Genomic DNA, 24,398 nt, shown 5'->3' on the forward strand with positions numbered 1-24,398 from the left:
GTTAAAACCATGCTAGCGCTGTTTACCCACTGCTTCTTCTAAACAGCCTAACAATGGAGAATAATTACAGCCTTTGGCAACAATACCCCGCCAATGAGAAGGGGCTTGCGCCAACGCTTCTAGGGCCTTTGCCTTCTCATCAAACATTGCAAATACACTGCTGCCTGTGCCTGTCATCCTGGCTGGGGAAAACTGCGACAGCCAGTCAAGGGTTTCAGCAACGATAGGATATCGTTGCCGCACCACAGGCTCACACACATTTTGCCCTTCACCACTCAGGAAGCTGGATATTGTCATAGGTTTGCAGTCTCGTGTCAATTCCGGGGCCGTAAATATCTCACGGGTGGAGACCTGGACCGGTGGGGTAAAGACTAGATACCAGGGCTCGGATAACTCAAGCGGCTGTAACTGCTCGCCGACACCTTCCCCCCAGGCAGCACGACCATAGATAAACACGGGCACATCCGCGCCTAATTCCAACCCTAATTGCGCCAATTGTGATGTGGATAACCCAGTGGCCCAAAGATGATTCAAGGCCACCAAGGTGGTCGCCGCATCGGAACTGCCGCCGCCAAGCCCACCTCCCATGGGAAGACGCTTGTGAATACGGATTTCGGCTCCCTGAGAGCAGGCCGTCCTCTGCTGCAAGAGCCGAGCAGCACGGTACACCAAATCCTGTTCCACCGACACCCCCGGCAAGGGTGATAAATGTTGGATGTTACCGTCCGGACAGAGCTGAAATTCTAGCCAATCGCAAAAATCAATCAATTGAAAAGCGGTTTGAAGGAGATGATAACCATCCCCACGACGCCCGGTGATGTGGAGAAATAAATTCAATTTGGCGGGAGCAGGCCAGGTCAGCATACAATGTTCACACCAAATGCCAACGATCAATGACTAGACGTAGCCGAAGTTTCGGATTGTCTAGAAATACCTTACCAGGGAGCTGGTAATTCTCAACTGACTGATAACCTAGATAGCGGATCTGCCAGCCCCCTTGAGACAGAGAATGCAGGCGCCCAAAAGAATCGAGGGACCGACTGGCCACGGGCAAATTTGGCGCCGGCAAACCCAATAGCCAATAGCGCAGGCCACTCACAGGCAACGACCATCCTAACCGAATTCCAAGGAGCTCTTCAGCCGAGGCTGCCGTTATCGGGGCCTCCTTAGGTACCCGGAGGGTCACCCTTTCCGAGTTTCCCTGGAGCTCGACACTCCCCTGCCCGAGGGGAGAAATCCATAAAATTTCAAATTTCTCGTCCTTTTGTACCCAACGCAGGGTACCCGTCCATGCCTCGTGGATGGCATCAATGGCTAAGCGCCCCTTCAGTTTCCACCCACCAAGCTTTTGCAAAGCAAGTCGGCGCTCTTGCCAAGTAAGCTCAGGATCAAAAGAAGGAGGAGGTTGACGAAGCGGCATACAGCCCGCAAGAAGTGCAAGCATCAGCACTCCAATGAGTGAAACCTTGCCCTGGCTCATTCCTGAAAGCGCTGCATAACTTCCAGGAGCACTTTACTGCCTTGGTTCGTTTTCAAAGAATGACGCCAGACCTGGCGAGCACCCGTCTTATCCCCCTTTATCCACAACACCTCTCCCAAATGGGCAGCAATCTCGGGGTCCTTACGAAGCTCTATCGCTTCACGCAAGTATTTTTCCGCCTCATCGTAATTCCCCAAGCGATAATGCACCCAGCCCATACTGTCCAGGATAAAAGCATTGTTGGGTTGTAGTTCCATTGCCCTGGAAATATAGTGCAAAGCTTCCTCAAGACGCTCAGTTCGATCCGCAAGCGTATAGCCGAGCGCATTAAGCGCCTCGGCATTATTGGGATCCAGCTCTAGAATCAGTTGCAAATCCTGTTCAAGAATATCCAGCCGGCCGAGGTTTTCCGCCACCAGAGCGCGAGCATAGAGCAGGTTGGTGTCCTCCGGCCGCTCTTGCAGCGCGTCATCATAATGGGTCATCGCCTCCCCATAGCGCTCGGCATTGACCAGGATCTCTCCTTCTGCAAGCTGAAAGCGTGCGGCCTGCTCAGGAAATTTTTTGCTTAATAATTGCAAGCGCTGGCGTGCAGCTTGCATATTGCCCTGCCGTGCTATCACTACCGCTTGGCGGACCTGGGCATCCACCACCAGCCCACCTCTGGTAATTGAGCCGTACCACTTAATGGCCCTCTGGGGATCGCCCTGTAATTCAGCCAACCGTCCCAAGTAAAAGCGGGCTTGCGCGGCACTCTCACCTATTTGGAGTAACCGCTGAAAGTAATTTTTCGCCCGTTCATACTCCAACTGTTCCATAGCTAAAAGGCCCTGGGCTATCAAGACGTCCGGGCTCTCGGGCTGCTCCTGTTCTAGCTCCCTGAACAGGGCCTGAGCTTTAGCCGACCGATTGGCTTCCATCAGTATTTGGCCATAGGCTAAGCGTAGGGGAAAGCTTGCTTCTCCCTTCTCAATGACGGTTTCCAATGATTCCAGGGCCACATCCTCCTTGCCCTGCTGCTGGAGAATTCGACTCCGCATGATGAGAGGCCTATCTGCCTCCGGGCGTTGGGCAATCACCTGCTCTACGGTGCCCAGGGCAATATCCAGTTGATTTAGCTGCAAAGCCAGATAGGCGTAACCATAGAGGGCATCTGGATCGCGAGCTTGAAAGGCTGAAAGATTGCCCATTAAGGTTAACGCCGTTTCTGGGTCCGCACTCCCCGCTAGCATGGTCGCCACTTTCAAAAAAATTTGCTCCCTTACTTCCGGGCTCAAGAGAATTAAATGCTCTAGGTGGTTTTCAACCTCATCGTATCGTTGCAACCCAAGGAGCAAGGAGGTCAAAGCCTGGCGAGCATCCCTATTGCCCGGATCCGTCTCCACCCATAACCTAGCCGCCCGGGTGGCATAGTGGATCTCCCGGGCAAAGAGGGCGATACGGGTTGCCCGTTCAGCCAAGCGGGGATCGCGGGTATCCTCCGCCGCCTGCAGGTAGTTTCTCATGGCATAACCGATTTGACCGCGCTGGCCTGCAATTTCAGCGGAAAGCAATTGATAGAGCAACTCAGAACTCAGCTCAACAGAGGGGTACCTTTTTTCAGGCACCGCCATTTCTGCCGGCAGTCCTGTGCTATTCTCTATGGCTACTGGGCGTGCCTCCGGGGTAGCACAGCCTACTACAAGCAGGAGCAACATCAACCCAATAACTAATCGGTAAGGAGCTTGCTTCATCTATATCTCCATCACTCCTGGAAACTATATTCCATAGATGCGAATAATGCGCTTCATTTTTGGTAGTATATAGGATTAACTTGCATAATATTTTCGCATACTTAATCTTAAGGTCCCCTATGAGAATGCGATTAAACTTATTTAAAGTGAGAGTCCCGGCGCGTACCCTGGTTCCAGGCGAAGGACGATTTCGAACCTAAATGAGAATACGCGCTCTGTTAAGATTAACCCAATACCAGAACTAAACAGCGCTTCTTCTTATTCCTATGCAATTGCTTGCCTTTGGTGTCAACCATAAAACTGCACCGGTAGCCATCCGAGAACAGATCACGTTTACGCCAGAACATCTACCCTCAGCGCTGACGGAACTAGTGGGCTACAGTGGTGCCAAAGAAGCGGCCATTCTATCTACCTGCAACCGGACTGAGCTTTACTGCGGCTGTGTACCGGGGCAGCAGGAGGCCATTATTGAATGGTTACATCAATATCATCACATGCAGCCCAAGACCCTTGAGACCTGTCTCTATACCCATCCCGATCACTTGGCGGTACGCCACTTGCTTCGGGTTGCCAGCGGCCTGGATTCCATGGTCCTTGGGGAACCCCAAATCTTAGGCCAAATTAAGGCGGCTTATAGCTATGCCTTGGAAGCAGGAACCCTTGGCCGCGTCCTGGGACGTTTATTTCAACACACCTTTTATGTAGCCAAACAGGTTCGCACCGACACAGCAATTAGCACCAGTCCCATCTCGGTGGCTTTTGCCGCAGTCAGTTTAGCAAAACAAATTTTTGGCGACCTGGGTTCCACCACCGCTTTTCTTATTGGGGCGGGGGAGACTATTGAGTTGGCAGCGCGCCATCTGTTTACGAATGGGGTGGGCCATATCATCGTAGCCAACCGGAATCTTGAAAAAGCCTATCAGTTGGCTAGCCAATTCAACGGCTATGCTATTCCCCTTGCGGAGATACCGAAGCACCTAGCGGAGGCGGATATCGTTATCTCCTCCACTGGGAGCCAGTTGCCTATTCTGGGTAAAGGTGCTGTGGAACGAGCTTTGCGGGTCCGCAAGCATCGCCCTATTTTTATGGTGGATATTGCCGTCCCTCGGGATATCGAGCCTGAAGTAGGAGAGTTGCAGGACATCTACCTCTACAACGTAGACGATTTGCAAGAGGTCGTCCAAGAAAACCTCCGCTCTCGCCAGGCAGCGGCGCTACAGGCCGAGGAAATTATTGACACCCAGGTGGAGCATTTCATGGAATGGGTGCGAGCCCAAGATGCTGTACCGGTCATCTGCGCTGTCCGTGAGGAAGCCGATCAACTGCGCCAAGAGGCCTTAGAAAAGGCCCGCCGCCGCTTGGCCCAAGGTCATGACCCTAACGAAGTATTAACCATGCTGGCCCATAACTTGACGAACAAGTTATTACATGCGCCCAGTAGGCAACTACGGAGCCTGGGTGCGGCAGGCGATGAGTTGGCGTTACAAACCGCACTTAAAATTTTCGATGTTAATCATTTTAAAGCTTAAAGAGATCTGTCCATGAAGGACTCTATTCGGAGTAAGCTAGAAAACTTGGCTGAGCGACAGCAAGAGCTAGCTGCCCTATTAGCTGAGCCGGAGATAGCTAACGATCAAAAGCAATTTCGCGAATTTTCCCAGGAATATGCCCAACTAGAGCCGGTCATTGGCTGTTTTCGAGACTTTGAAGAGACTCAAAACGCCCTTAACGAAGCTAAAGCACTGCTCAAGGATCAGGATCCAGAACTTCGGACCCTTGCCCAGGAAGAGGTGGCCGAAGCAGAGAGGAAACTTGAACAACTCGACCAAGAACTGCAAACCCTTCTGCTACCTTCTGACCCCAATGATAAACGTAATATTTTCTTAGAAATTCGTGCGGGCATTGGCGGCGATGAGGCCGCGTTGTTCGCTAGTGACCTCTTGCGTATGTATTTGCGCTACGCCGAACAGCGGGGCTGGCGGAAAGAGATCATCAGTGATAGCCCTGGAGAATATGGAGGGCATAAGGAAGTGATTATACGAATCGTGGGCGAGGGCGCTTATTCGCGTTTAAAGTTTGAATCTGGCGGCCACCGTGTCCAACGGGTCCCCCAAACCGAATCCCAAGGGCGGATTCATACCTCCGCTTGCACCGTTGCCATTATGCCTGAGGCTGAGGAAATTGATGACATTGACATTAATCTCTCGGATCTGCGCATTGATACTTTTCGTGCTTCCGGGGCAGGCGGACAGCATGTCAACAAAACCGACTCGGCCATTCGGATCACCCACCTTCCTACCGGGATCGTCGTAGAATGTCAGGACGAACGTTCCCAGCATAAGAACCGCGTCCGGGCAATGTCACTACTGCGGGCTAAGCTAAAATCGAAGGAGGAAACCAAATTAGCGGCCGAAGAAGCCGCAACCCGACGCAGCCTTGTAGGCAGCGGAGACCGATCGGAGCGAATTCGCACTTATAATTTTCCCCAGGGGCGGGTCACTGACCACCGGATCAATCTAACCCTCTATAAGCTTGATGAAATTTTAGAAGGCCATCTCAATGCGGTGATTGATCCATTGATTGCAGAATACCAAGCCGATCAATTGGCGGCGTTAGGTGATGAATACAGATAGGGAGCAGGAAGCCTTGGGAAACAGGAGATGGGAATTCCGCTTTTCCCCTTGCGTTTCAGCATCCACGCCTGTATAAAAAGTGCTTCTCTCAAAATTTATTTTTTATCAGTCCGGTAATTTCAAATGCAGAGCTAGCAGCTCTTACCTGCAATTACCGCTTTATGTCATCCATGGTCTCTGATCCAAAGCGTGCTTTTGAACTTAAAGGTGAGCTATGTACCCTAAGCGTACTGCGATTGCAGGATACGGACATGGGGCGAATAACCCGTGAGCTTGCGGCCAAAGTCAAAATTGCCCCCGGCTTCTTTTCCAATACCCCCATTATCATTGACCTTAAGGACTTGAATAGCAGCGAGGCCCTGCTTGATTTTACTGGGCTCAAGATCACGCTCATTAAACATGGACTAGTGCCCATAGGGGTGCGTAATGCCGAGGCAAAGGAACAAGAAGCGGCAATCCAAGCAGGGCTGGCTTTACTTAGGAACGATCCTGCTGAATACTCCTCATTTGGAAATGCTGATAATTCTAGGCCTCAGCGCCGCCAATGGGATCCTGAACCGCCGCCCCCTCCCCGCAAAAGCCTGATGATCACCCGGCCCGTTCGCTCAGGCCAGCAAATCTACGCCCGGGAATGTGATCTTGTGGTGCTAGCCCAGTCTAGCCCTGGCTCAGAGCTGCTCGCAGACGGTAACATTCATGTTTACGGCCCCTTACGAGGGCGTGCACTGGCAGGAGTCCATGGAGATACGGAGGTGCGGATCTTTTGTCAAAGTTTGGAAGCGGAATTGATTGCTATCGCAGGCAATTACAAACTAATCGACGATGCAGAAACGTCACTCAAGGGTCGTCCTGTGCAAATTTATTTGCAGGAGGATCACCTAATGATTTCACCCCTATAATGAAAAACGCGGATCCACAGGCGAGGGAGGATCGAACGTGACCAAAATAATTGTCGTCACATCTGGCAAGGGCGGCGTGGGCAAAACAACGACGAGTGCCTCGTTTTCCACAGGACTCGCCATGCAAGGCTATAAGACCGCAGTGGTTGATTTTGATGTAGGTCTACGCAACCTTGACCTTATTATGGGATGTGAGCGACGCGTAGTCTATGATTTTGTCAATGTCATTAATCAAGAAGCGCGCCTCAACCAAGCCCTTATTAAAGATAAGCACATTGAAGATTTATATATACTCCCTGCTTCTCAAACCCGTAACAAAGATGCCTTAACCCGGGAAGGGGTCACCCGGGTTTTAGACGAATTACGGGAACTTGATTTTGATTATATTGTTTGTGATTCACCAGCCGGTATTGAACATGGGGCGCTCATGGCCCTCTATTTCGCAGACGAGGCTTTGGTGGTGACTAATCCTGAAATTTCAGCAGTCCGCGATTCTGACCGAATTCTTGGTATCCTACAAAGTCAATCCCAGCGGGCTGAACAAAGTCAAGAACCGGTCAAAGAACATTTAATCATCAGTCGCTATAGCCCTGAGCAGGTCAAGCAGGGCGAGATGTTGAGCGTCGATGATATACTCGATATCCTTGCTATTCCCATGCTAGGCGTCATTCCCGAGTCCAAAGAGGTTCTGCAAGCCTCGAACGCGGGAATACCTGTTATCATGGATGACGCCACTGATGCCGGCCAGGCCTATTGGGATGTGGTCTGTCGCTTTTTGGGTGAGGATGTTCCCCACCGGTTCATCCATCTCCAGCGCAAGCCCTTCTTTAAACGGCTTTTTGGGTAATTAAAAATGAGTTGGCTCGACTATTTTCGAACAACACGGGGAAATTCGGCTCGCAGGGCCAAAGAACGATTGCAGATTGTAATTGCTCATGAACGAATAGATCGATGTGGTCCGTCTTACCTACCTAGACTACGGCAAGACATTCTGGAGGTTATTCGTAAATATGTCTCAGTCGATGAAGACCACGTTAAAATCCAAATGGAACAGGAGGGCGATATGGATGTTCTCGCCTTGAATATCCACTTGCCCGATATGCCCGATATGCCCGATACTCCTCCTCTACCCGAGAGCCATTGCTCCTCTAAGCAGTAGCTTTTCGATAGGGGTCTAAGCAGCTGTTTCTTGGGTTATTCCAAAAGTAGTCGGCTGCCAGGTTGTTGAAATCTTACCTCTCTTCCATGTGGGCGAAGAAGCATTTCGACGCTTTTTTTAATCAAGCAATCTTTTGAATGGCTCCCCCTATCGACCCAACTTACTAGTGCGGCGCTTTTTGCTGCGTCCGAGTGGAGCAAATGATTAGGATTCAACATCAGCATTTCCGCACCCGAGTGACTGCATATGTGTTAGCTCGTTCTTTATAGAATTCGATCTCGGCGTTTAGCGCCTGCCATAAAGCTGCACACCTTTTCTTGCGAGCGCGCCATTCCTTCAGTTCGCTCAGAAGGAAACCCACGACGACATCCTAAATGACTTCATATCCCTGGCTTACTTATCGTTCTAGCTCACATACGCCACACCTATAGGAATTGGGAGCCACCCTTAAGATGATTTAGAATTTGCCTAAACGTGACTAACTAGCGGGCCCCGTCAGCTGAGGAGTAGGCTCCCTAAGGGGCAGGGAAACCTCCCGTGCTGCTTCCGGCAAACTGAATTTGCCGCCTTCCTCCGTCACACCGCCGGTAGTCATAGACAATCCTTTACTATAACACTCAAGTGCCGCCTCAGAATCGCCTATCTCTTCCAACACTTTCCCCAATTCACGATAAGCTTCTGGCCTGGGGGCATAAGCAATACTGGTTTCTAGATATTGCCGCGCCTTGCCCCATAAACCATTATATTGCGCCAGCCGCCCCAGAGTGAGCAATAACCAAGGGTTGTTTCCTTGCTGGGAGAGCCAAGCTTCTGCCCGCGTAAGCTGTGCCACCAGATCCGATGACCGAACCAATCCATAAAGATAGATTAATTCATCACTCCAATTCCTTTTCAAGGTTTCCTGGAGAAGTTGTTCCGCCAGATCTAGCTCATTACGCTCAAGAAGAGCATAGACATAGGCGGCCACAATCCGGGGATGTCTCCGCAGGCGGTTGGGAACTGCTTTCCATGCCTCGATCAAATAAGCATCGCTTTCGCTGCGAGCAGCCTCTTGCAAAAGCTCCACATGGGCCATCACTTCTAATGACTGGGATTCCTCCTTATTCACTAAGCGCCGCTTGCGTAATTCTGGTAACAAGCCGAGCAACTGGCCCCAATCTCGGTGTTGGGAGTAAAGAGATTTTAGCAATTTAAGTGGCTGGGGGTGTCTCGGATCTAAAGCCCGCAGATGTCTTATCGTAGCCAATGCCTGATCAAACTGCCCACTGCTAATCTGTAGTTCCGCCTGGGCAAGTTCGACGGCAAAATTAGCGGCAGGCGTAGTCTCTCGGGCCAAATCTAAATAATGATCTCGCCGCTCATAAGCGCCTTGATTCTGGGCAGCACGGGCAGCGGCAATATAATTGAGTAACGGGGTATTGCTATGAGCGATATCCTTAACCAAGGCACGCTCTGCCCGATCCCAATTCCCTTCCTCTATGTCGATCAAACCTTCAATCAACATCTTGCTCGCGCGCGAGTTCCGCCGCCGTTGCCGTGTTTCTCCTAGCCGCTGGGGGGCTCGCCACATGTTGGAAAAAAAGCGCAGGGCTAAGTATCCTCCGATAAAGGCTAACCCTGCCACAATCACTGCCAGAGTCAGAGTTGTTTCCACCATCCATTGGCCATATCCGACAACGAGATAACCGGAGTCATCATGGGTGAGCAGTTCCAAACCTACCGCCAGGATCAGAACAATCAAGCCAAAGATCACTGCTTTCATCATGCCTTACCTCCTTCGCCACCTCCGGCAGCTTGCGGCCCAATATGCTCCTGCACCCGCTCCAACGCCTTTAACGATCCAGAAATTTCTGGTAACGCGGGTTTAATTGCCGTCTGTTCCAGCTCAACGAGGGTGTCCTCCATAACCTTAGCTTCAGGCCCTTGGAAATAAGTCTGCAACCAACTTTGAGCTAGCTGGAGACTTTGCCGAAAGCTACCCTCATTTTTTTGTAATAGGCTCAGCCGAGCTGATTCTAATTCAAGCCGCAGATTTTGGTAGAGAAAGTAGCGCTCTTCCGGTGGTAATATGGGAATACCTCCCCCTTCCCCTTCACCTCGGCGCCTGACGACGACCAAATTCTTGAGATCGCTCCAGATAACCTGCAAAAACTCCCTGGCCTTAGCGATATAAGTATTCCCTTCTGCTTCCGGCGCCTGCTCAGAGGCCTGCTCTTCCACCTTTGGAGTCGACGTCGGCTCCTCTAACACCGTTTCTTTGAGTTCTAATTCTTCTACCCGATCAATGAGGCTAGTAAGAGATAGCGCCATGCCATCAATGTCAGGAACGGGCACCGCTTTTAAGGAACTGATTTCTTCCGCTAATTTAGCTCGCACTGGCGTTAACGCCGGATCGGCCACCTCGCGGAGAATCTGATCAGCCGTCTGCAAGGCCACAAGCGCGGTGTTTACATCCCGTTCCAATTGCAACCGTTCATTGGCGATACGCATGAGGTAAGCAGCCTCGGCAATGTCCCAATTCCCAGGCTGCGGGCCCTGTTCTATTTCCGTGCGGAGAATACGCAGAGCGGATTCCAGAGCGGCCATTTCCTTCTGGATCATCTCAAGCTCATTGGCATTCCCCTCAAGTTCTCCCTTCAAGGAGCTAACCGCTTGCTGGAGGGGTTCTTCTCTGCCCGCAAGCCGTTCATCCACCTGGGAGGCTACTCGGGAATCTACTTGACTATCTAGTTGTTCCGTCAATTTCTTAGAGAGGGCCTCTCGCGCCTCCCGTTCCTTCTCCGCCAAGGAGCGCGCGTAGTAGGCATCCCCCGCAGCAACTAAAATGAGGGCAACGGCCAGAATCATAAACCCTGCCATAGACCTGCCTCGGCCACGGCCATCGCTTGCCGGCGCTTTAGAAGGCTTAAACGCCGGCTTGCCATCCTCACCCTCGGCTGGGGAAGCTTCTGCTGCTGCCCCTGCAGCAACTCCCTCGGACATTGGCTGTTCTGGTTCTAGAGTTTTTGATTCCTGCTCCGCCTCCTTTGTTTTTTGGAAATCACTTTCTTCTGAGGCCGCTTCTGGTGAAGGTTTGTCAGAGGAGTTACCCATAGTTCCTCCTGGCGCTACAAAAGCCGGTTGATTACTTTCTGTTTCTGAAGAAAAAACCCCCTTTTCCTCAGGACTCTCCACTGTGGATTCTGCTTTGGGTGCAGTAGGCTGGGTTTCTGGCCTTTCTGGCTCCGGGGCTTTTGCATTGGCTTCCCCCGTTACCGCTGAGTTAACCTCATTAAATGTTGTTTCTGCTGATGAGCCGGCCTTCTTTTGCTTCTTTTTGCTGCGGTGTGCTCCTTTCGCGCGTCGACGTCCTGGCAAGTTTTCTTCTTTATCATCACTCATAATTTATCCTCATGTTCAATGATGGCCTGGACAAGAGCGGTATCGCTAGGCTCCTGTGCCACCCATATTTGGGTAAATCCAAGCTCTTTTGCTTGCTGCGCTTGCCGCGAGCCGATGACTACAAGGGGGGTCAGGCGAAGTTTTTCTAACAGAGGTTCCCCGACCAGATAACAAAGATTTTCTAAAACGGCTTTACTGGTGGTAATCACTACATCGAGGGGACGGTGCGCCAGGGCTTGGCGGAGATTGGCTGCCACTGATGGAGGAGGTAAGCTGCGGCGGTACACCTCAGCATATTCAATTTGGGCACCACGCTTGGCCAACGTTCCCGCCAAAAGCTCCCGTCCTCCACTGCCGCGGAAAATGACTACCCGCTTCCCTTTCATATGCTGCAATTCATCCATGGCGAGCAACGCTTCGCTGTTATAGCCGGAGGTAGGGCAAAGGTGGGGATGCAGCCCGAAGGCGGCCAAAGCCTGGGCAGTAGCTTGCCCTACCACTGCAATTTTAAGATCTGCTGGCACTTCTCGCCGGGAAAGTACCCACGACAACCCCCGTTTGACTGCATTAACACTCACAAACACAGCCCAATGAAAACCCTCTAAGCGGCGAATAACCTCCTCTACCGCAAAAGGCTCCTTGGGATCGCCAATTTCCACCGCCGGGAAGCGCAAAACCTGCCCTCCTTCGGCTTCGATTAATTGAGATAACCCTTCAGCTTGCTCTGCAGGACGGGTGACCAATATCCACTGACCCGCAAGCCGTTGCCGTGAGAGGGTCTCCTTTTCAGTCACCGTAGACCTCCGCCAGGATCTTATCCGCCCCCCGCCGCAGCAAATCCTCGCCCAGGGATACCCCTAACACCTCTGCTTCCTCAGGCGTTCCCCACATTTCACCTCGAATGACTTTACCCCCATCCGGTTGTCCCACCAGAGCACGTAATCGCAGCCGCTCACCATCAAGTTCAGCATAGGCAGCAATGGGAACTTGGCAGCCACCCGCAAGCCGCTCATTTAACGCCCGTTCAGCACGAATGGTAGTCCGCGTTGGGGTATGTTCAAGCACTTTTAATAGCTCCTCCGTAGCGGTATCGCCCTTTCGGCACTCAATGCCAATAGCCCCCTGGCCGATAGCAGGAAGACTGACCTCAGGGGCCAGCAATTCTGTTATTCGGTCAGTCAGCCCTAAACGTTTTAAACCCGAAGCCGCCAAAACAATGCCATCAAATTCATTGTTGTCTAATTTGGCTAAGCGGGTATTAACATTACCGCGCAGATCCAAAACATGGAAGTCTGGGCGACGTTCGCGTACTTGACTTTGTCGGCGTAGGCTCGAAGTTCCCACGCGCGCACCTTCCGGAAGACTATCCAATTGCTGCCAGTGGTTGGAGACAAAAGCATCCCTGGGATCCTCTCGCTCACAAATTACCGAGATGTGGAGGTCTTCCGGCAAAACCACTGGTACATCTTTCATGGAATGAACGGCAATATCGGCCTCTCCGCTAAGCAGACCTTGTTCCAATTCCTTAACAAACAATCCCTTACCACCTACCTTGGCCAGGGGAGTATCCAAGATTTTATCGCCCTGGGTGCTCATTCGAACCAATTCTACACTCAAGCCAGGGTGGTGATGACGCAATGTATCAGCAACATATTCAGCTTGCCACAAAGCAAGGAGACTCTTACGTGTGGCAATACGAAGACAAGTCTTTGCACTCATAATATAAACACCATTTTATATCGATTTAATAGGCTAAAGCTGCTTTAAAGAGGAAATGGGACCGGGTATGGAATTGCAAAGCTTGAATACAGACCTTATCCGAATGCAGCACCAAGACGGATATTTGGCGTAAAATTACCGCAAGATACCCCTATACCCAAAACTTTTCCACTTCCAACACGCGGAGAATGCTATTTTATATGAGTCACGACACTACCCACAGTAAACCCTGGTCCGGTCGCTTCAATGAACCCACCGATGCCTTTGTTGAAGAATTCACCGCCTCTGTCGGCTTTGACCGCCGACTGTATCGACAGGATATCCGGGGTTCTATCGCTCACGCGCACATGCTAAGCAAAGTAGGGGTGCTCTCTACGGAGGAGTCCGAGGCCATTGTGCAGGGCTTAGAAGCCATTGCCCAAGACATCGACAAGGGACAGTTTTCCTGGTCCGTCACGCTTGAAGATGTGCACATGAATATCGAGGCCGCCCTTACCGAGCGTATTGGTCCCGTCGGCAAAAAGCTGCATACAGGCCGTTCTCGAAATGACCAGATTGCCACGGATATCCGTTTGTATCTACGTGATGCCATCGATGCCATTGCAACCCAACTGAGACACCTGCAAGAAGCCTTGCTAGATCTAGCCGAGCGCGAGGCAGAAACGATCATGCCAGGGTTTACCCACCTGCAAACGGCACAACCCGTGACCTTTGGTCATCACTTGATGGCCTGGTTCGAAATGCTGGCAAGGGATAACGAACGCCTTGCGGATTGCCGCCGCCGGGTGAATATCCTGCCCTTGGGGGCGGCGGCCCTAGCGGGAACCACCTTTCCTATCGATCGCGCCTATACGGCCGAACTGCTGGGCTTTGAGGCTATCACAGAGAATTCATTGGACGCAGTCTCCGATCGGGATTTTGCCATTGAATTTACCGCTGTTGGTGCTCTCCTCATGACCCATCTGTCCCGTTTTGCTGAGGAATTAGTGCTATGGTCCTCAGCCCAGTTTGACTTTGTCACTCTCCCGGATCGGTTCTGTACGGGATCGTCTATTATGCCCCAGAAGAAAAACCCTGATGTTCCAGAACTGGTGAGAGGAAAAACAGGCCGAGTCAACGGCCACCTCATCAGTCTTCTCACCCTAATGAAAAGCCAACCTCTTGCTTATAACAAAGATAACCAGGAAGACAAAGAGCCCCTATTCGATACTATTGACACTCTCCTGGGATCCCTGCGGGCTTTTGCCGATATGGTTCCGGCCATAAAAGCTAATTCCGATAAAATGCGCGAAGCAGCCGCTAAAGGCTATGCCACTGCGACTGATCTCGCTGACTATCTGGTGCGTAAAGGCGCTTCCTTCCGAGATGCCCATGAAATAGTAGGCAAAGCCGTCGCCCATGCCATTGAACAGGGCGAGGATCTGGCCGCACTCAATCTGGAAACCCTCCAAAGCTTTACCCCTCTTATCCAGGAAGATGTCTTCTCAGTCCTCACATTGGAGGGTTCGGTGGCGGCAAGAAACCATTTAGGAGGCACCGCGCCTACCCAAGTACGCGCTGCCATCCAACGGGCGCGGAGGAAACTAAGCCCCCAACCCTAACTGGCCTCGATTTGTCCCATCAGCTCTGGAGGGAGGCAGGCACGCCCCTGGCGAACAAAAGGCGGCTTGACAATAGTGGCCGCCACCGCCCGATCCCGGATATAGACCTCACAGGGACCCTTAGCTTCGGCAGGCACCCGGGCAAGGGCAATGGATCGCTCTAAGCTAGGAGAAAACCCGCCGCTGGTGATTACCCCCTCACCTACGGGAGTGACTACCCGCTGTCCATTGCGCATAAGGCCCTTTCCCTGGAGCAATAAGCCCACTAACTGGCGGGGGCAACCGGCAGCTTGCTGGGCTTCTAAGGCATCACGACCGATAAAATCCCGCTCGGTGGGTTCCCATGCAACGGTCCATCCAAGACCCGACTCCAGAGGGGTCGTCGTCTCATCCATATCGGTGCCATAAAGACACATGCCCGCTTCTAACCTCAAGGTATCCCGCGCGCCAAGACCACAGGGTGTCACGCCACTGGCCACCAGGCGTTGCCACCAGTCTTGGGCCTTGGCCCCAGGTAGCAACAATTCATAACCATCTTCCCCCGTATAGCCCGTACGGGCAACAAAGAGTTCATCCTCCCACACCGCCTGAAAGCGCTTCAGGCTAGAAACCTTTTCCTTTAAGGTTTCTGGCAGTTGCTCATGGACTTTGGTGCGCGCCTCAGGTCCTTGTACGGCAATCATTGCCAGATCAGATCGTTCCTCCACTTGAACATCAAAAGGATCCGCCTGGGTTTCGATCCAAGTCAGGTCTTTATCCCGGGTGCCCGCATTAGACACGATACGGAATTTCTGCTCTGCCATAAAGTAAACAATAAGGTCATCAATCACCCCCCCCTGCTCATTAAGTATGCAGCTATAAAGTGCTGTTCCAGGGACGGTTGAACGATCCACGTTATTGGCCAGCAAGCGGCGTAAAAAAGGGCGTACCTTCTCCCCCTTGAGATCAATCACCGCCATATGGGAAACATCAAATATCCCAGCGCTCCGGCGCACTTCCTGATGTTCTCTCACCTGTGAGCCGTAATGCAGGGGCATGTCCCAGCCGGCAAAATCCACCAACCGACCCCCTGCTGAGCGGTGCTGTTCAAATATCGCGGTATGTTTTCCCATTACAAGCTCCTCCTCATGTATATTAACTATGACACAGCCCAGAAGGGGATGGAAGGCTATCTTTCCACAACCGCTGCTGTTGCCGGCATCACCTCTGAGTGATAGCCGATATCAAACAGTTTTTCAGATGGTAATAAGACGTGGATTTAATGGCAAGGTAAGTAATTGAAGGAGTTAAAGAACCTTGAGGATCGGGAAATTCTTTATAGTCGGCCTGCTGAGTATCGCCCTTGGGAACCCCAGCGCTAACGCTGGTTTGCCCTTGAGTTTGTTCGAGGATTCAGAGGAACTTCCCTCCCTTGCACCCATGCTCGAGAAGGCTACCCCCTCCGTGGTCAACATTGCAACTCGCAACCGAACGCCTGTTCCTGGAAATCCCTTATTCAAAGATCCCTTTTTCCGTTTTTTCTTTAATCCACCCGACTCCCCTAAAACGATTCCCCGGCAAAGTCTTGGCTCCGGAGTCATCATCAGTGCCCGCGAAGGCCTTGTCCTCACCAATAATCATGTGATTGATAAAGCCGATGAGATTACGGTTACCCTCCGTGACGGGCGCCAACTTTCCGCAAAGGTAGTCGGTACCGATCCCCCTAGCGATATCGCGGTCATTAAGATTCCCGCTCAAGATCTTACCGCTTTGCCCATGGCCAATTCCGATACTCTCCGGGTAGGGGACTTCGTGATTGCCATCGGCAATCCCTTTGGCCTTGGGCAAACCGTCACTTCAGGAATTGTCAGCGCCTTAGGCCGCAGCGGCCTTGGAATCGAAGGATATGAAAATTTTATTCAAACCGATGCCTCCATTAACCCTGGCAATTCAGGTGGGGCATTGGTCAATCTCCGGGGAGAGCTGGTAGGGATCAATACGGCTATTTTTACCCCCGATGGCGGCAATGTGGGCATCGGCTTTGCTATTCCCAGTAATATGGCTCGGGAAATTATGGAACAACTCCTTAAGTATGGTGAGGTGCACCGTGGTCGGCTCGGGATTGCTGTCCAAGATCTGACACCTGAGCTGATTAAGGCTTTCGGTATCGATATTCGTCAGGGAGCGGTAGTTGTTCAAGTTCTCCCCAACTCGGCAGCCGCAGAAAGTGAACTTGAGGTAGGCGACATTATCGTGGCCGTCGATGATCAGCCGGTTCACAACGCCGACCAACTGCGCAACTTAATTGGTCTATCTCGGGCAGGGAAACAAATCAATCTTACCGTACTCCGTAATGGGAAAGAGATCCACCTGACCATCACCATTAAGAAAATCACGACAACATCGGCACCTGGAAAAATAGCGCCTTATTCTTAATGGTTGTAGTGGAGAAAAAAAGGGGTTTTGAGGTTAGTGCTCCATCTGTTGAGCAAGAGGGCGAAATTGCAGATTGTAGAACATCTCCAGGTAACGACGGCTTTCCTCCCGCTCCAAGTTGGTCACATATTTCCAAAAACCATAGATGCGAGACAAGGTCATCATCCGCTCGGCATAAAGATCCCAAGTATAACGGCGTCTAATCCGCCGCAATGCGCCTTGGGAAAGATTTTCCCAATATTCAGGCTCAACTTGACAGCGCTCGAAGAAGTCGGCGATGGAGCCAGCAGCCTCTTCACCATGGTTAGGATTGATGTGAAAACCTGATATTTCGTCCTGGATAATCTCCAAGGGTCCCCCATAGCAAGTGGCAAAAGTAGGCAATCCGCTGCTCATTGCCTCTATCACCGTCAAGCCAAAGGCTTCAAAGAGTGCCGGCTGAACAAAAGCGCCGCGGGAATCAGCGACAAAACGGTAAAGCTCTCCCGCCAAATTTTTTTGCAGCAAAGTTCCTAACCAGCGTACTTGGTTATCTAATTCATATTCTTCCATCAACTGATGCATGCGGGCAATTTGCGCCTGTTCTTCGCTGTCTGCCGATTGCGCCTCATCCACATAGCCGGCGACCACCACCAAATTGACTTGTTTTCTCAACCGCTCACAGCGTCCGTACCATTCCACCAAACCGGTGATATTCTTGATTCGGTCAAGGCGCGCCATGGTAAACAACAACGGCTTGCCCTTATCCTGGAGCCTGCCGCGGGCATCAGGTCGCCCGTTGCCCCATATTAACTCTTCGATTTCCCGACGCAATCCCCTTAAACGCCGTTTCCTCTCCCTATAGGGAAAATAAACTTCCGCATCGGCACCGGGGGAGACAATGTTGAATTTGGGATCAAAGACATCAATCCCCTGAACCACCTGATATAAGCCGGGCAAAATATAGGCACCATAGCTTTCATACTGACCCACGCTGCTCCGATCCCCTGCGATTTCCTGATAAGTACTGGTGATAATAAAATCAGCACTATTCATGGCAATGAAATCAGCGGTAAATTGGCAGGAAAAATGATACTGGGCATCATTTTCCCGCCAATACAAATCGGAATAAAGATACTTGGTCTTTTCCAAGGCATGGGCAATATTACACTGGGTCACCCGCAGACGGTGGGCAAGGAGAGTAGCCACCAGGTTTCCGTCCGAGTAGTTGCCGATAATAAGATCCGGGCTTCCCTCAAGCTCGGCGAGAATTTCTCTTTCTACATCCATGGCGTAGCGTTCAAGGTAAGGCCAAACCTCAAAGCGGGAGAGCCAATAGGGCAGTGCTTCGCCAGCGGCACTGCGAAAGGGCACTCTCAAGATAGCGGCATTTTCCGTCCCGACAATGGCTTCTAAGCGTTGATCGCAACGGGTGCCCTGGGCCTCCGGGATCAAGCGAGTCACCACTAAAATCTGGGGCTCAATATCAAGCCCCTCCTCTTTTAGCTGGCGGCGCATTTCCTTCTCTAGAGCCCGAACCTGGTCCAAGATATAGACCACTTGCCCCCCCGTGTCTGGCAATCCCAGAATATTGCCTTGGCCAAAATACCCATGGGGGCTAAGAATAACGATATTGAAAATCATCGGAATACGGGCTAGGAAACGTTCCAAATTGCCCGGATCCGGGGCTTCGAGAATATCCATTAAGAGGCTAAAGGAATCCTCCATCTGAGCCACAGTCCCACCCCAACCACGCTCAAACCCCAACTCCTGCAATTTATGCCCCACGGCTTCCCATTCAGCAGCCTTTGGGAAGCCACCGAGAAAATCCACCGCCCGGCGCAGGGCACGGCGTAATCCCCGTAAATCCTGGATACGATCATTCAACATTAAGGGTTGTCCCCGGCAGTGGTGGACACTTAAGAAGTTGAGTAAACATTGTCCTCCTGTTTCCAGCTCTTTAAATAACTGGCTAGAAAGATGCCGGTTGAGGAAATCCATTCCGCGGCCAATGGAACGAGTCTCACTAAGGCGGGGGAACTCCCGGTTGAAGGGCCCCATATCCACCTTCAGCGGCCATGGCTCATCCTGCTGAGGACCGAGCACTAGGCGCGCCTTGAACTCTAGAAATTGGGAAATGGTCACCGTTTCAATCTGGATGACCTCTGCATGAATGCGGTAATATTCCCAGCTTGCGATTCCAGGACGTATCGACAAATAAATCCACTCGGGATCCACTGCCGCCTCCTGAACGGCTTGAATCATAGCAGCCAAGGGGGAATTGCGGAGTACCGACCCTACCTCCTTCTCATCACAGAAGTTATCGAACTCATCGATAAGGTCGGATCTCAGCAAAAAAGGCTTTTGGAGGGCCAAATAGCGGCGCAACAATAAGTAAACCACGTCCCTATGCTTGCCCACGAAATCAACCAATTCCATTATATTGCCCTTTCTTTGGCCGCTACCACCCTCTCCTGTTCAATAAAACCGTAGTGCTCTAAAGCTTCTAAAATCCCCCAGGCATGGTGCCCCTTGGCAAAATAAATGCTTGGATCCTCATGCAGATGTTCAAGCTCAGGGCTATAGTTACCCACTACCGCCCCTAGGATGTTACCGGACAACATTTCCTCATCGCTGCCGGAGTCACCTACCACCAGAAGGTGCTCTAGGGGGATGCCCCATTTGTCGCAAAAAAAACGGACCGCGCTTCCTTTGGAAGCCCGCACCGGCAATAAATCCAGGTAAGCTTGGTGGGAGTAAATAATATTGGCACTCAAATCCAGTCGCCGCAGATGGCGAGCAATCGCCGCTAGATCGATTCCTTTTTTAGGGTCTACGTAATAGCTGATTTTGCAAGGCAACTGTTCACTACGGGGCTGAAAACGGAGATGGGGGACATCACCCATTGCCTCGAGGATGGCCTCCCGTTTCCAGCGGTAACGGATATGCTGCTGCCAACTTTGATCCTCCACCAGATTGGGTCCATAGAAGATCTGAGACCCTACCCCCGTGATCAAAAGATCCGGCAAAGGAATTTCCCATTCCTTAAGTACCTTCAGGGTACTGGTGAAATTTCTTCCCGTGGCAATGCCAAAACCGATTTCAGTACCCGCTTCCTTAAGGTTTTTAAATAAATTGCGCAGGCCTTCCCTATCTCCGGTTAAGGTGTTATCGATATCGCAGACCAGGACTTTTTCGGAAACGGGCAAGCGGCTCTTTTTTTTCGCCTGGAGCCTCGGTTTTTTCGCCTTCCGGATGACTTTGCCTACCTCGCGCAAATACTTTGTCACATGCCCTGGCCAGGAATAATGTTGATGGGCTCCCTTAAGGCCATTTTTTGCCCAACGCTGCCACCGGCTGCGATCAGAAAGGGCCTCAAGCAGCACCTCACCCATGCGATCTGCATCCAAGGGGTCGATGAGATTCCCATTCTTGCAGTGTTCCAATATTTCTTGGGGCCCCCCGTCATGGGTAGCAATAACAGGCAGGCCACTAGCGGCTGCCTCAATCAATGTGAGGCCAAAAGGTTCGGTTAGCGCCGGATTGATAAAAATACCTTTGGACCGGGCCGCCAAACGATATAAGTCTGGGACGTCACTAATATCATGGTGCTTGGGATAGGCAATACTGCCATAAAGATCGTAGCGATCAATTAATAGCAATATCTCCTTTAGCACCGTCCTCGGCCCTTTCTCCATGGTGCTGATATCATCTCGGTTACCCGCCACCACGGCCAAGTTAGCTTTCTGGCGCAGGGCCGGGTTTTCCCCATAGGCGCGGATTAAAGTCGCAATATTTTTCCGCGCATCCGGCCGGGACAAAGCTAAGATCATGGGCTTACGGGGGTAGGATAGAAAACGATTGATTTGCCCCTCAATCGGTGGATTACGCCAGAAACGAGAGGGGGGATGAAACCGCTCCAGATCAGTGCCTGGGGGGATCACTACCATCCGCTTTGGCTGATAATTATCGTAAAGGGCATATTGTTCATCCACCTCCTGCTGAGTACTGGCAACGACCAGAGCGGCAGCACCGAGGGCCTGCTCTTCGGCCTCGATCCGTTGGCTTATATTGTATCGAGCCTCAATGCTCTCCTTGCTAGTCCCCCCTTCAAGAAGCCGTTGATGTTTTACTCGGCCTAAGGAATGTCCGGTATGCACCAAGGGGATGCCTAACAGGCCTGACAGGCGTAACCCCACATAACCGGCATCCGCATAGTGGGAGTGGATGACATCGGGCAGGCGGCCGACGCGACGAATGTGCTGAAGGGCATAATCGGCAAAACTGCCCAGATAAGGCCAGAGGACCTCTTTACGTAGATACCGGCGCGGGCCGCAGGATAAGCGTATAATTTGGGCCCGAGAGGAAAGATGTTCTATCGATTCCCCGTAATCCCTGTCTACTTTAGGATCAATGACTCTTCGCGTTAATAAATCGACCCGGCTCACCTGGGGATTTTCCGCAAGCGCCCGCGCCAATTCAATGACATATTTGGTCTGTCCACCGGTATCGGCATCTCGGCCTAGCTCTAGCTCATGGCCGCGAATAAGCCCATGGATGCTGATTAAAACAATGTACAAACCATCAGGGTGCTTCATTAGATCTCCTGCCAGCTGGCCATAGCCCTAGCATAGAACTGGGGATCTTGGGTCACGGCCCCCTGCATCGTACAGACCGTAGCGGCAAAATCCACCCCTCTCTCTAGAGCCTGCTTAAGTGGCCAATCCTGTAGAAGCGCTTGTATCATCACCGCGCTAAAGGCATCACCTGCACCCACCGTATCCACTACTTTAACGGAGTTGGCTTCGGCCCAATGGGATTGATTGTCTGCTGTCACCAGCAACGCCCCTTTTTCGCCTAATGTAACCAGTAACCACTCCAACTGGAAACGATGGCAAACCGACTGGGCCAGCTTTACCAGCTCTTCCTGGTTTTCAGCTCTCTCTTCAAGGAGGGTAAACAACTCGGCATCATTGAGCTTAGCCCAACGAGCAGTATGCAAGGCTTGCTCCATTGAATCACGCTGCCACCAGGGGGAACGAAGATTAAGATCCAGGAAAACCGGCGGATTACCAATCTTTGACAGGGTTTCCAGTGCGCTTCTGGAGGTAGAAGAACGTACTGCCAATGTGCCCCGATAAAGCAAGGGAGGAGCTTCACCGGATAACACTTTTAAGAGAGAAGCGGGATCAATAAAATCGTAGGCCTGGTTAGGGAGGATATTGAAGCTGGGCTGCCCCCCCTGGAGGGTAACCTCTACTTTGCCTGTGGGATGAATAGGGTCCTGTTGAATAGCGCTGCAATCCATATCCCATTTTTCCATTGCAGCCAACACCTGTTGACCCTGTTCATCGGTACCCACCCGACTAATCAACAGAGGCGCTAATCCCAAACCTTGCAGGTGCCAAGCAACGTTGAAAGGGGCTCCCCCCAACACCTGGGCTCCATCGGGAAAACAATCGAAAAGCACTTCCCCAAAGACAAAAGGCCGCGGCAATGGTTGCTCTTCCATAGTCTCTATAATCTAAATTTCCAAGTTCAAGAACTCCCTAAAGCCTACTCGACAGTAACAGATTTGGCCAGATTACGAGGCTGATCCACGTCTGTCCCCTTAATCACGGCAACATGATAGGCCAACAATTGCAATGGGATAGTGTAAATCAGGGGGGCAGTCTCATCCTCTACCGGCTGCATCTCCAAGACCTTCATCCCAGGACCAGATTTGACCTCTGCAGCCTGATCGGCAAACACATAGAGCTGACCACCGCGGGCCCGAACTTCTTGCAGGTTAGACTTCAATTTCTCTAAAACCTGATCATTAGGCGCGACCGCGATCACCGGCATATCTGCGTCTACCAATGCCAGGGGACCATGCTTTAGCTCCCCCGCAGGATAAGCCTCGGCATGAATATAAGAAATCTCTTTGAGCTTGAGGGCCCCCTCCATTGCAATAGGGTAATGGGTCCCCCGCCCCAGGAACAAGGCATTCCGAATCTCTGCAAATTGCTGGGAAAGTTCCTCAATAGCTGGACTCAACTGCAATATCTGCTCTACTCGGGCAGGGAGAAGCATTAGCTGGAAAACTAGGCGCGCTTCCTCCCCCGCAGCTAATCCGTGACGCCGTCCCAAGGCGATGACCAGAAGTAGCAATGCTGTCAACTGGGCGGTAAAAGCCTTGGTGGAGGCCACGCCAATTTCAGGACCCGCCCGTGTCATTAAAACCAAATCAGATTCTCGAACCAACGAGCTTTCTGGAACATTACAGATACTTAAACTGGGACCAAACCCTAACCGCTGAGCTTCTTTAAGGGCGGCAATCGTATCAGCGGTCTCCCCTGACTGGGACAAAGTCACCACCAAAGTGTCAGGGGTAACGACGGGGCGACGGTAGCGAAACTCGCTGGCGATCTCCACCTGGCAAGGAATATTGGCAATGGATTCTAGCCAGTAACGGCCAACCATACCCGCGTGGTAACTGGTCCCACAGGCCAGGATCAGCACGGATTGGATTTTGTCCAATATTTCTCCTGCCTTAGGCCCGAAGGCTTCATCCAAAACCCGCTGCTCGCTAATCCGGCCTTCTAGGGTTTCCGCGATTGCCCGGGGCTGCTCGAAAATTTCCTTGAGCATATAGTGGCGGAATTCTCCCCGCTCTATGGCATCGGCGCGGAGTTTATTTTCCCGGATTGGCCGCTCCACCCGCCGACCCCTGGCGTCGTAAATGGTCACGCCCTCCCGGGTCAACTCGGCAATATCCCCTTCTTCCAAAAAGATAAAACGCTGTGTCACCGGAAGCAGAGCGGCTACATCAGAGGCAATAAAGTATTCCCCAATCCCTATCCCAATGACCAGGGGACTACCCCGGCGAGCCGCCACTAAATGGTCGGGCTTCCTCGCTGAAATCACTCCCAAGGCATAGGCCCCTTTAAGGTCTTCGAGGGCATTCTGGACTGCCGCCAAGAGATTGTTATGCTGCTCTAGGTAGTGATAGATCTGATGGACAATGACCTCCGTATCAGTGTCTGAAGTAAATTCAAAACCGGCAGTCCGTTGCTGCGTTCGCAGTTCTTCGTAGTTTTCAATAATACCGTTATGAACCAAGGCCACCGTCTGCCGACAGATATGGGGATGGGCATTGGCTTCGCTAGGCTCGCCATGAGTCGCCCAGCGCGTATGAGCAATACCTATGGGACCGTTCAGGGCGGCACCCGAAAGGCCCTGCTCAAGTTCTACTATTTTGCCTCGCCGCCGCACCCGCCGCAGGTCCGCACTTCCCCCATCAATGACAACCATCCCTGCCGAGTCGTAACCGCGGTATTCCAAACGCCGCAACCCTTCCAGTAGGATGGGAACCACATCCCGCTGCGCAACCGCTCCGACGATACCACACATTGCCCCA

Annotated in this window: 18 protein-coding genes and 1 pseudogene; 7 read left to right on the forward strand and 12 right to left on the reverse strand. The window is 51.9% G+C overall.

The features are described from left to right. Nucleotides 1-12: 12 nt before the first annotated feature. The 3 genes from ispE to NHAL_RS19045 are packed head-to-tail and all read right to left on the reverse strand — an operon-like array spanning nt 13 to nt 3,213. Nucleotides 13-864 (reverse strand): 4-(cytidine 5'-diphospho)-2-C-methyl-D-erythritol kinase, encoded by an 852-nt coding sequence (gene ispE / locus NHAL_RS19035; RefSeq protein WP_013034783.1) that lies wholly within the window; start codon nt 862-864, stop codon nt 13-15. 7 nt (nt 865-871) lie between these two features. After that, nucleotides 872-1,444: a lipoprotein insertase outer membrane protein LolB gene (lolB, locus tag NHAL_RS19040; protein WP_238985399.1), complete on the reverse strand. Its 573-nt coding sequence runs from the start codon at nt 1,442-1,444 to the stop codon at nt 872-874. A 32-nt stretch (nt 1,445-1,476) separates the two neighbouring features. Then, a complete protein-coding gene (locus NHAL_RS19045) occupies nt 1,477-3,213 on the reverse strand; it encodes a tetratricopeptide repeat protein (RefSeq protein ID WP_013034785.1) in 1,737 nt (578 codons plus the stop codon). A gap of 266 nt (nt 3,214-3,479) precedes the next feature. On the opposite strand from NHAL_RS19045, the gene hemA reads away from it, so the two are divergent. From hemA to minE, 5 genes are all read left to right on the forward strand, one after another. Then, the gene (gene hemA, locus NHAL_RS19050; protein ID WP_013034786.1) at nt 3,480-4,742 is read left to right on the forward strand and encodes a glutamyl-tRNA reductase; all 1,263 of its coding nucleotides are present in this window, start codon (nt 3,480-3,482) and stop codon (nt 4,740-4,742) included. Nucleotides 4,743-4,754: 12 nt separating this feature from the next. Further along, on the forward strand, nt 4,755-5,846 hold the full coding sequence (prfA, locus tag NHAL_RS19055; protein WP_013034787.1) for a peptide chain release factor 1: 1,092 nt from the start codon (nt 4,755-4,757) through the stop codon (nt 5,844-5,846). A gap of 170 nt (nt 5,847-6,016) precedes the next feature. Then, a complete protein-coding gene (minC, locus tag NHAL_RS19060) occupies nt 6,017-6,745 on the forward strand; it encodes a septum site-determining protein MinC (RefSeq protein WP_013034788.1) in 729 nt (242 codons plus the stop codon). A 37-nt stretch (nt 6,746-6,782) separates the two neighbouring features. After that, on the forward strand, nt 6,783-7,592 hold the full coding sequence (gene minD / locus NHAL_RS19065; protein WP_013034789.1) for a septum site-determining protein MinD: 810 nt from the start codon (nt 6,783-6,785) through the stop codon (nt 7,590-7,592). A gap of 6 nt (nt 7,593-7,598) precedes the next feature. Next, on the forward strand, nt 7,599-7,904 hold the full coding sequence (minE, locus tag NHAL_RS19070; protein ID WP_013034790.1) for a cell division topological specificity factor MinE: 306 nt from the start codon (nt 7,599-7,601) through the stop codon (nt 7,902-7,904). A 478-nt stretch (nt 7,905-8,382) separates the two neighbouring features. On the opposite strand, the gene NHAL_RS19075 is transcribed toward minE, so the two are convergent. From NHAL_RS19075 to hemC, 4 genes are read right to left on the reverse strand one after another with little or no spacing between them, the layout of a single operon-like run. Further along, entirely contained in the window at nt 8,383-9,669 is a 1,287-nt protein-coding gene (locus tag NHAL_RS19075) for a heme biosynthesis protein HemY (RefSeq protein ID WP_013034792.1), read from the reverse strand. Next, the gene (locus NHAL_RS19080; RefSeq protein ID WP_013034793.1) at nt 9,666-11,285 is read right to left on the reverse strand and encodes a uroporphyrinogen-III C-methyltransferase; all 1,620 of its coding nucleotides are present in this window, start codon (nt 11,283-11,285) and stop codon (nt 9,666-9,668) included. The genes NHAL_RS19075 and NHAL_RS19080 overlap by 4 nt, the downstream gene beginning before the upstream one ends. Next, on the reverse strand, nt 11,282-12,079 hold the full coding sequence (locus NHAL_RS19085; protein WP_013034794.1) for a uroporphyrinogen-III synthase: 798 nt from the start codon (nt 12,077-12,079) through the stop codon (nt 11,282-11,284). Before NHAL_RS19085 ends, NHAL_RS19080 begins: the two co-directional genes overlap by 4 nt. Next, on the reverse strand, nt 12,072-13,004 hold the full coding sequence (gene hemC, locus NHAL_RS19090; protein WP_013034795.1) for a hydroxymethylbilane synthase: 933 nt from the start codon (nt 13,002-13,004) through the stop codon (nt 12,072-12,074). Before hemC ends, NHAL_RS19085 begins: the two co-directional genes overlap by 8 nt. Nucleotides 13,005-13,204: 200 nt before the next feature. Here hemC and argH point away from each other — a divergent pair, with 200 nt between their 5' ends. Then, nucleotides 13,205-14,605, forward strand: a complete 1,401-nt coding sequence (gene argH / locus NHAL_RS19095; RefSeq protein WP_013034796.1) for an argininosuccinate lyase — start codon at nt 13,205-13,207, stop codon at nt 14,603-14,605. Here argH and gcvT read toward each other — a convergent pair. Continuing rightward, on the reverse strand, nt 14,602-15,717 hold the full coding sequence (gene gcvT / locus NHAL_RS19100; RefSeq protein WP_013034797.1) for a glycine cleavage system aminomethyltransferase GcvT: 1,116 nt from the start codon (nt 15,715-15,717) through the stop codon (nt 14,602-14,604). The two genes, argH and gcvT, sit on opposite strands and share 4 nt — an antisense overlap. A gap of 184 nt (nt 15,718-15,901) precedes the next feature. Here gcvT and NHAL_RS19105 point away from each other — a divergent pair. After that, nucleotides 15,902-16,999 (forward strand): annotated as a pseudogene (locus tag NHAL_RS19105) (Do family serine endopeptidase); the annotation flags it as partial. Nucleotides 17,000-17,053: 54 nt separating this feature from the next. Here the strand turns inward: NHAL_RS19105 and NHAL_RS19110 are convergent. The 4 genes from NHAL_RS19110 to glmS are packed head-to-tail and all read right to left on the reverse strand — an operon-like array spanning nt 17,054 to nt 24,391. Next, entirely contained in the window at nt 17,054-19,438 is a 2,385-nt protein-coding gene (locus NHAL_RS19110) for a sucrose synthase (RefSeq protein ID WP_013034799.1), read from the reverse strand. Next, a complete protein-coding gene (locus NHAL_RS19115) occupies nt 19,438-21,597 on the reverse strand; it encodes an HAD-IIB family hydrolase (RefSeq protein ID WP_013034800.1) in 2,160 nt (719 codons plus the stop codon). The genes NHAL_RS19110 and NHAL_RS19115 overlap by 1 nt, the downstream gene beginning before the upstream one ends. After that, a complete protein-coding gene (locus NHAL_RS19120; protein ID WP_013034801.1) occupies nt 21,597-22,511 on the reverse strand; it encodes a carbohydrate kinase family protein in 915 nt (304 codons plus the stop codon). The genes NHAL_RS19115 and NHAL_RS19120 overlap by 1 nt, the downstream gene beginning before the upstream one ends. A 44-nt stretch (nt 22,512-22,555) precedes the next feature. Next, entirely contained in the window at nt 22,556-24,391 is a 1,836-nt protein-coding gene (glmS, locus tag NHAL_RS19125) for a glutamine--fructose-6-phosphate transaminase (isomerizing) (protein ID WP_013034802.1), read from the reverse strand. Between the last annotated feature and the right edge of the window lie 7 nt (nt 24,392-24,398).

This window comes from Nitrosococcus halophilus Nc 4, assembly GCF_000024725.1.
Classification (GTDB): domain Bacteria; phylum Pseudomonadota; class Gammaproteobacteria; order Nitrosococcales; family Nitrosococcaceae; genus Nitrosococcus; species Nitrosococcus halophilus.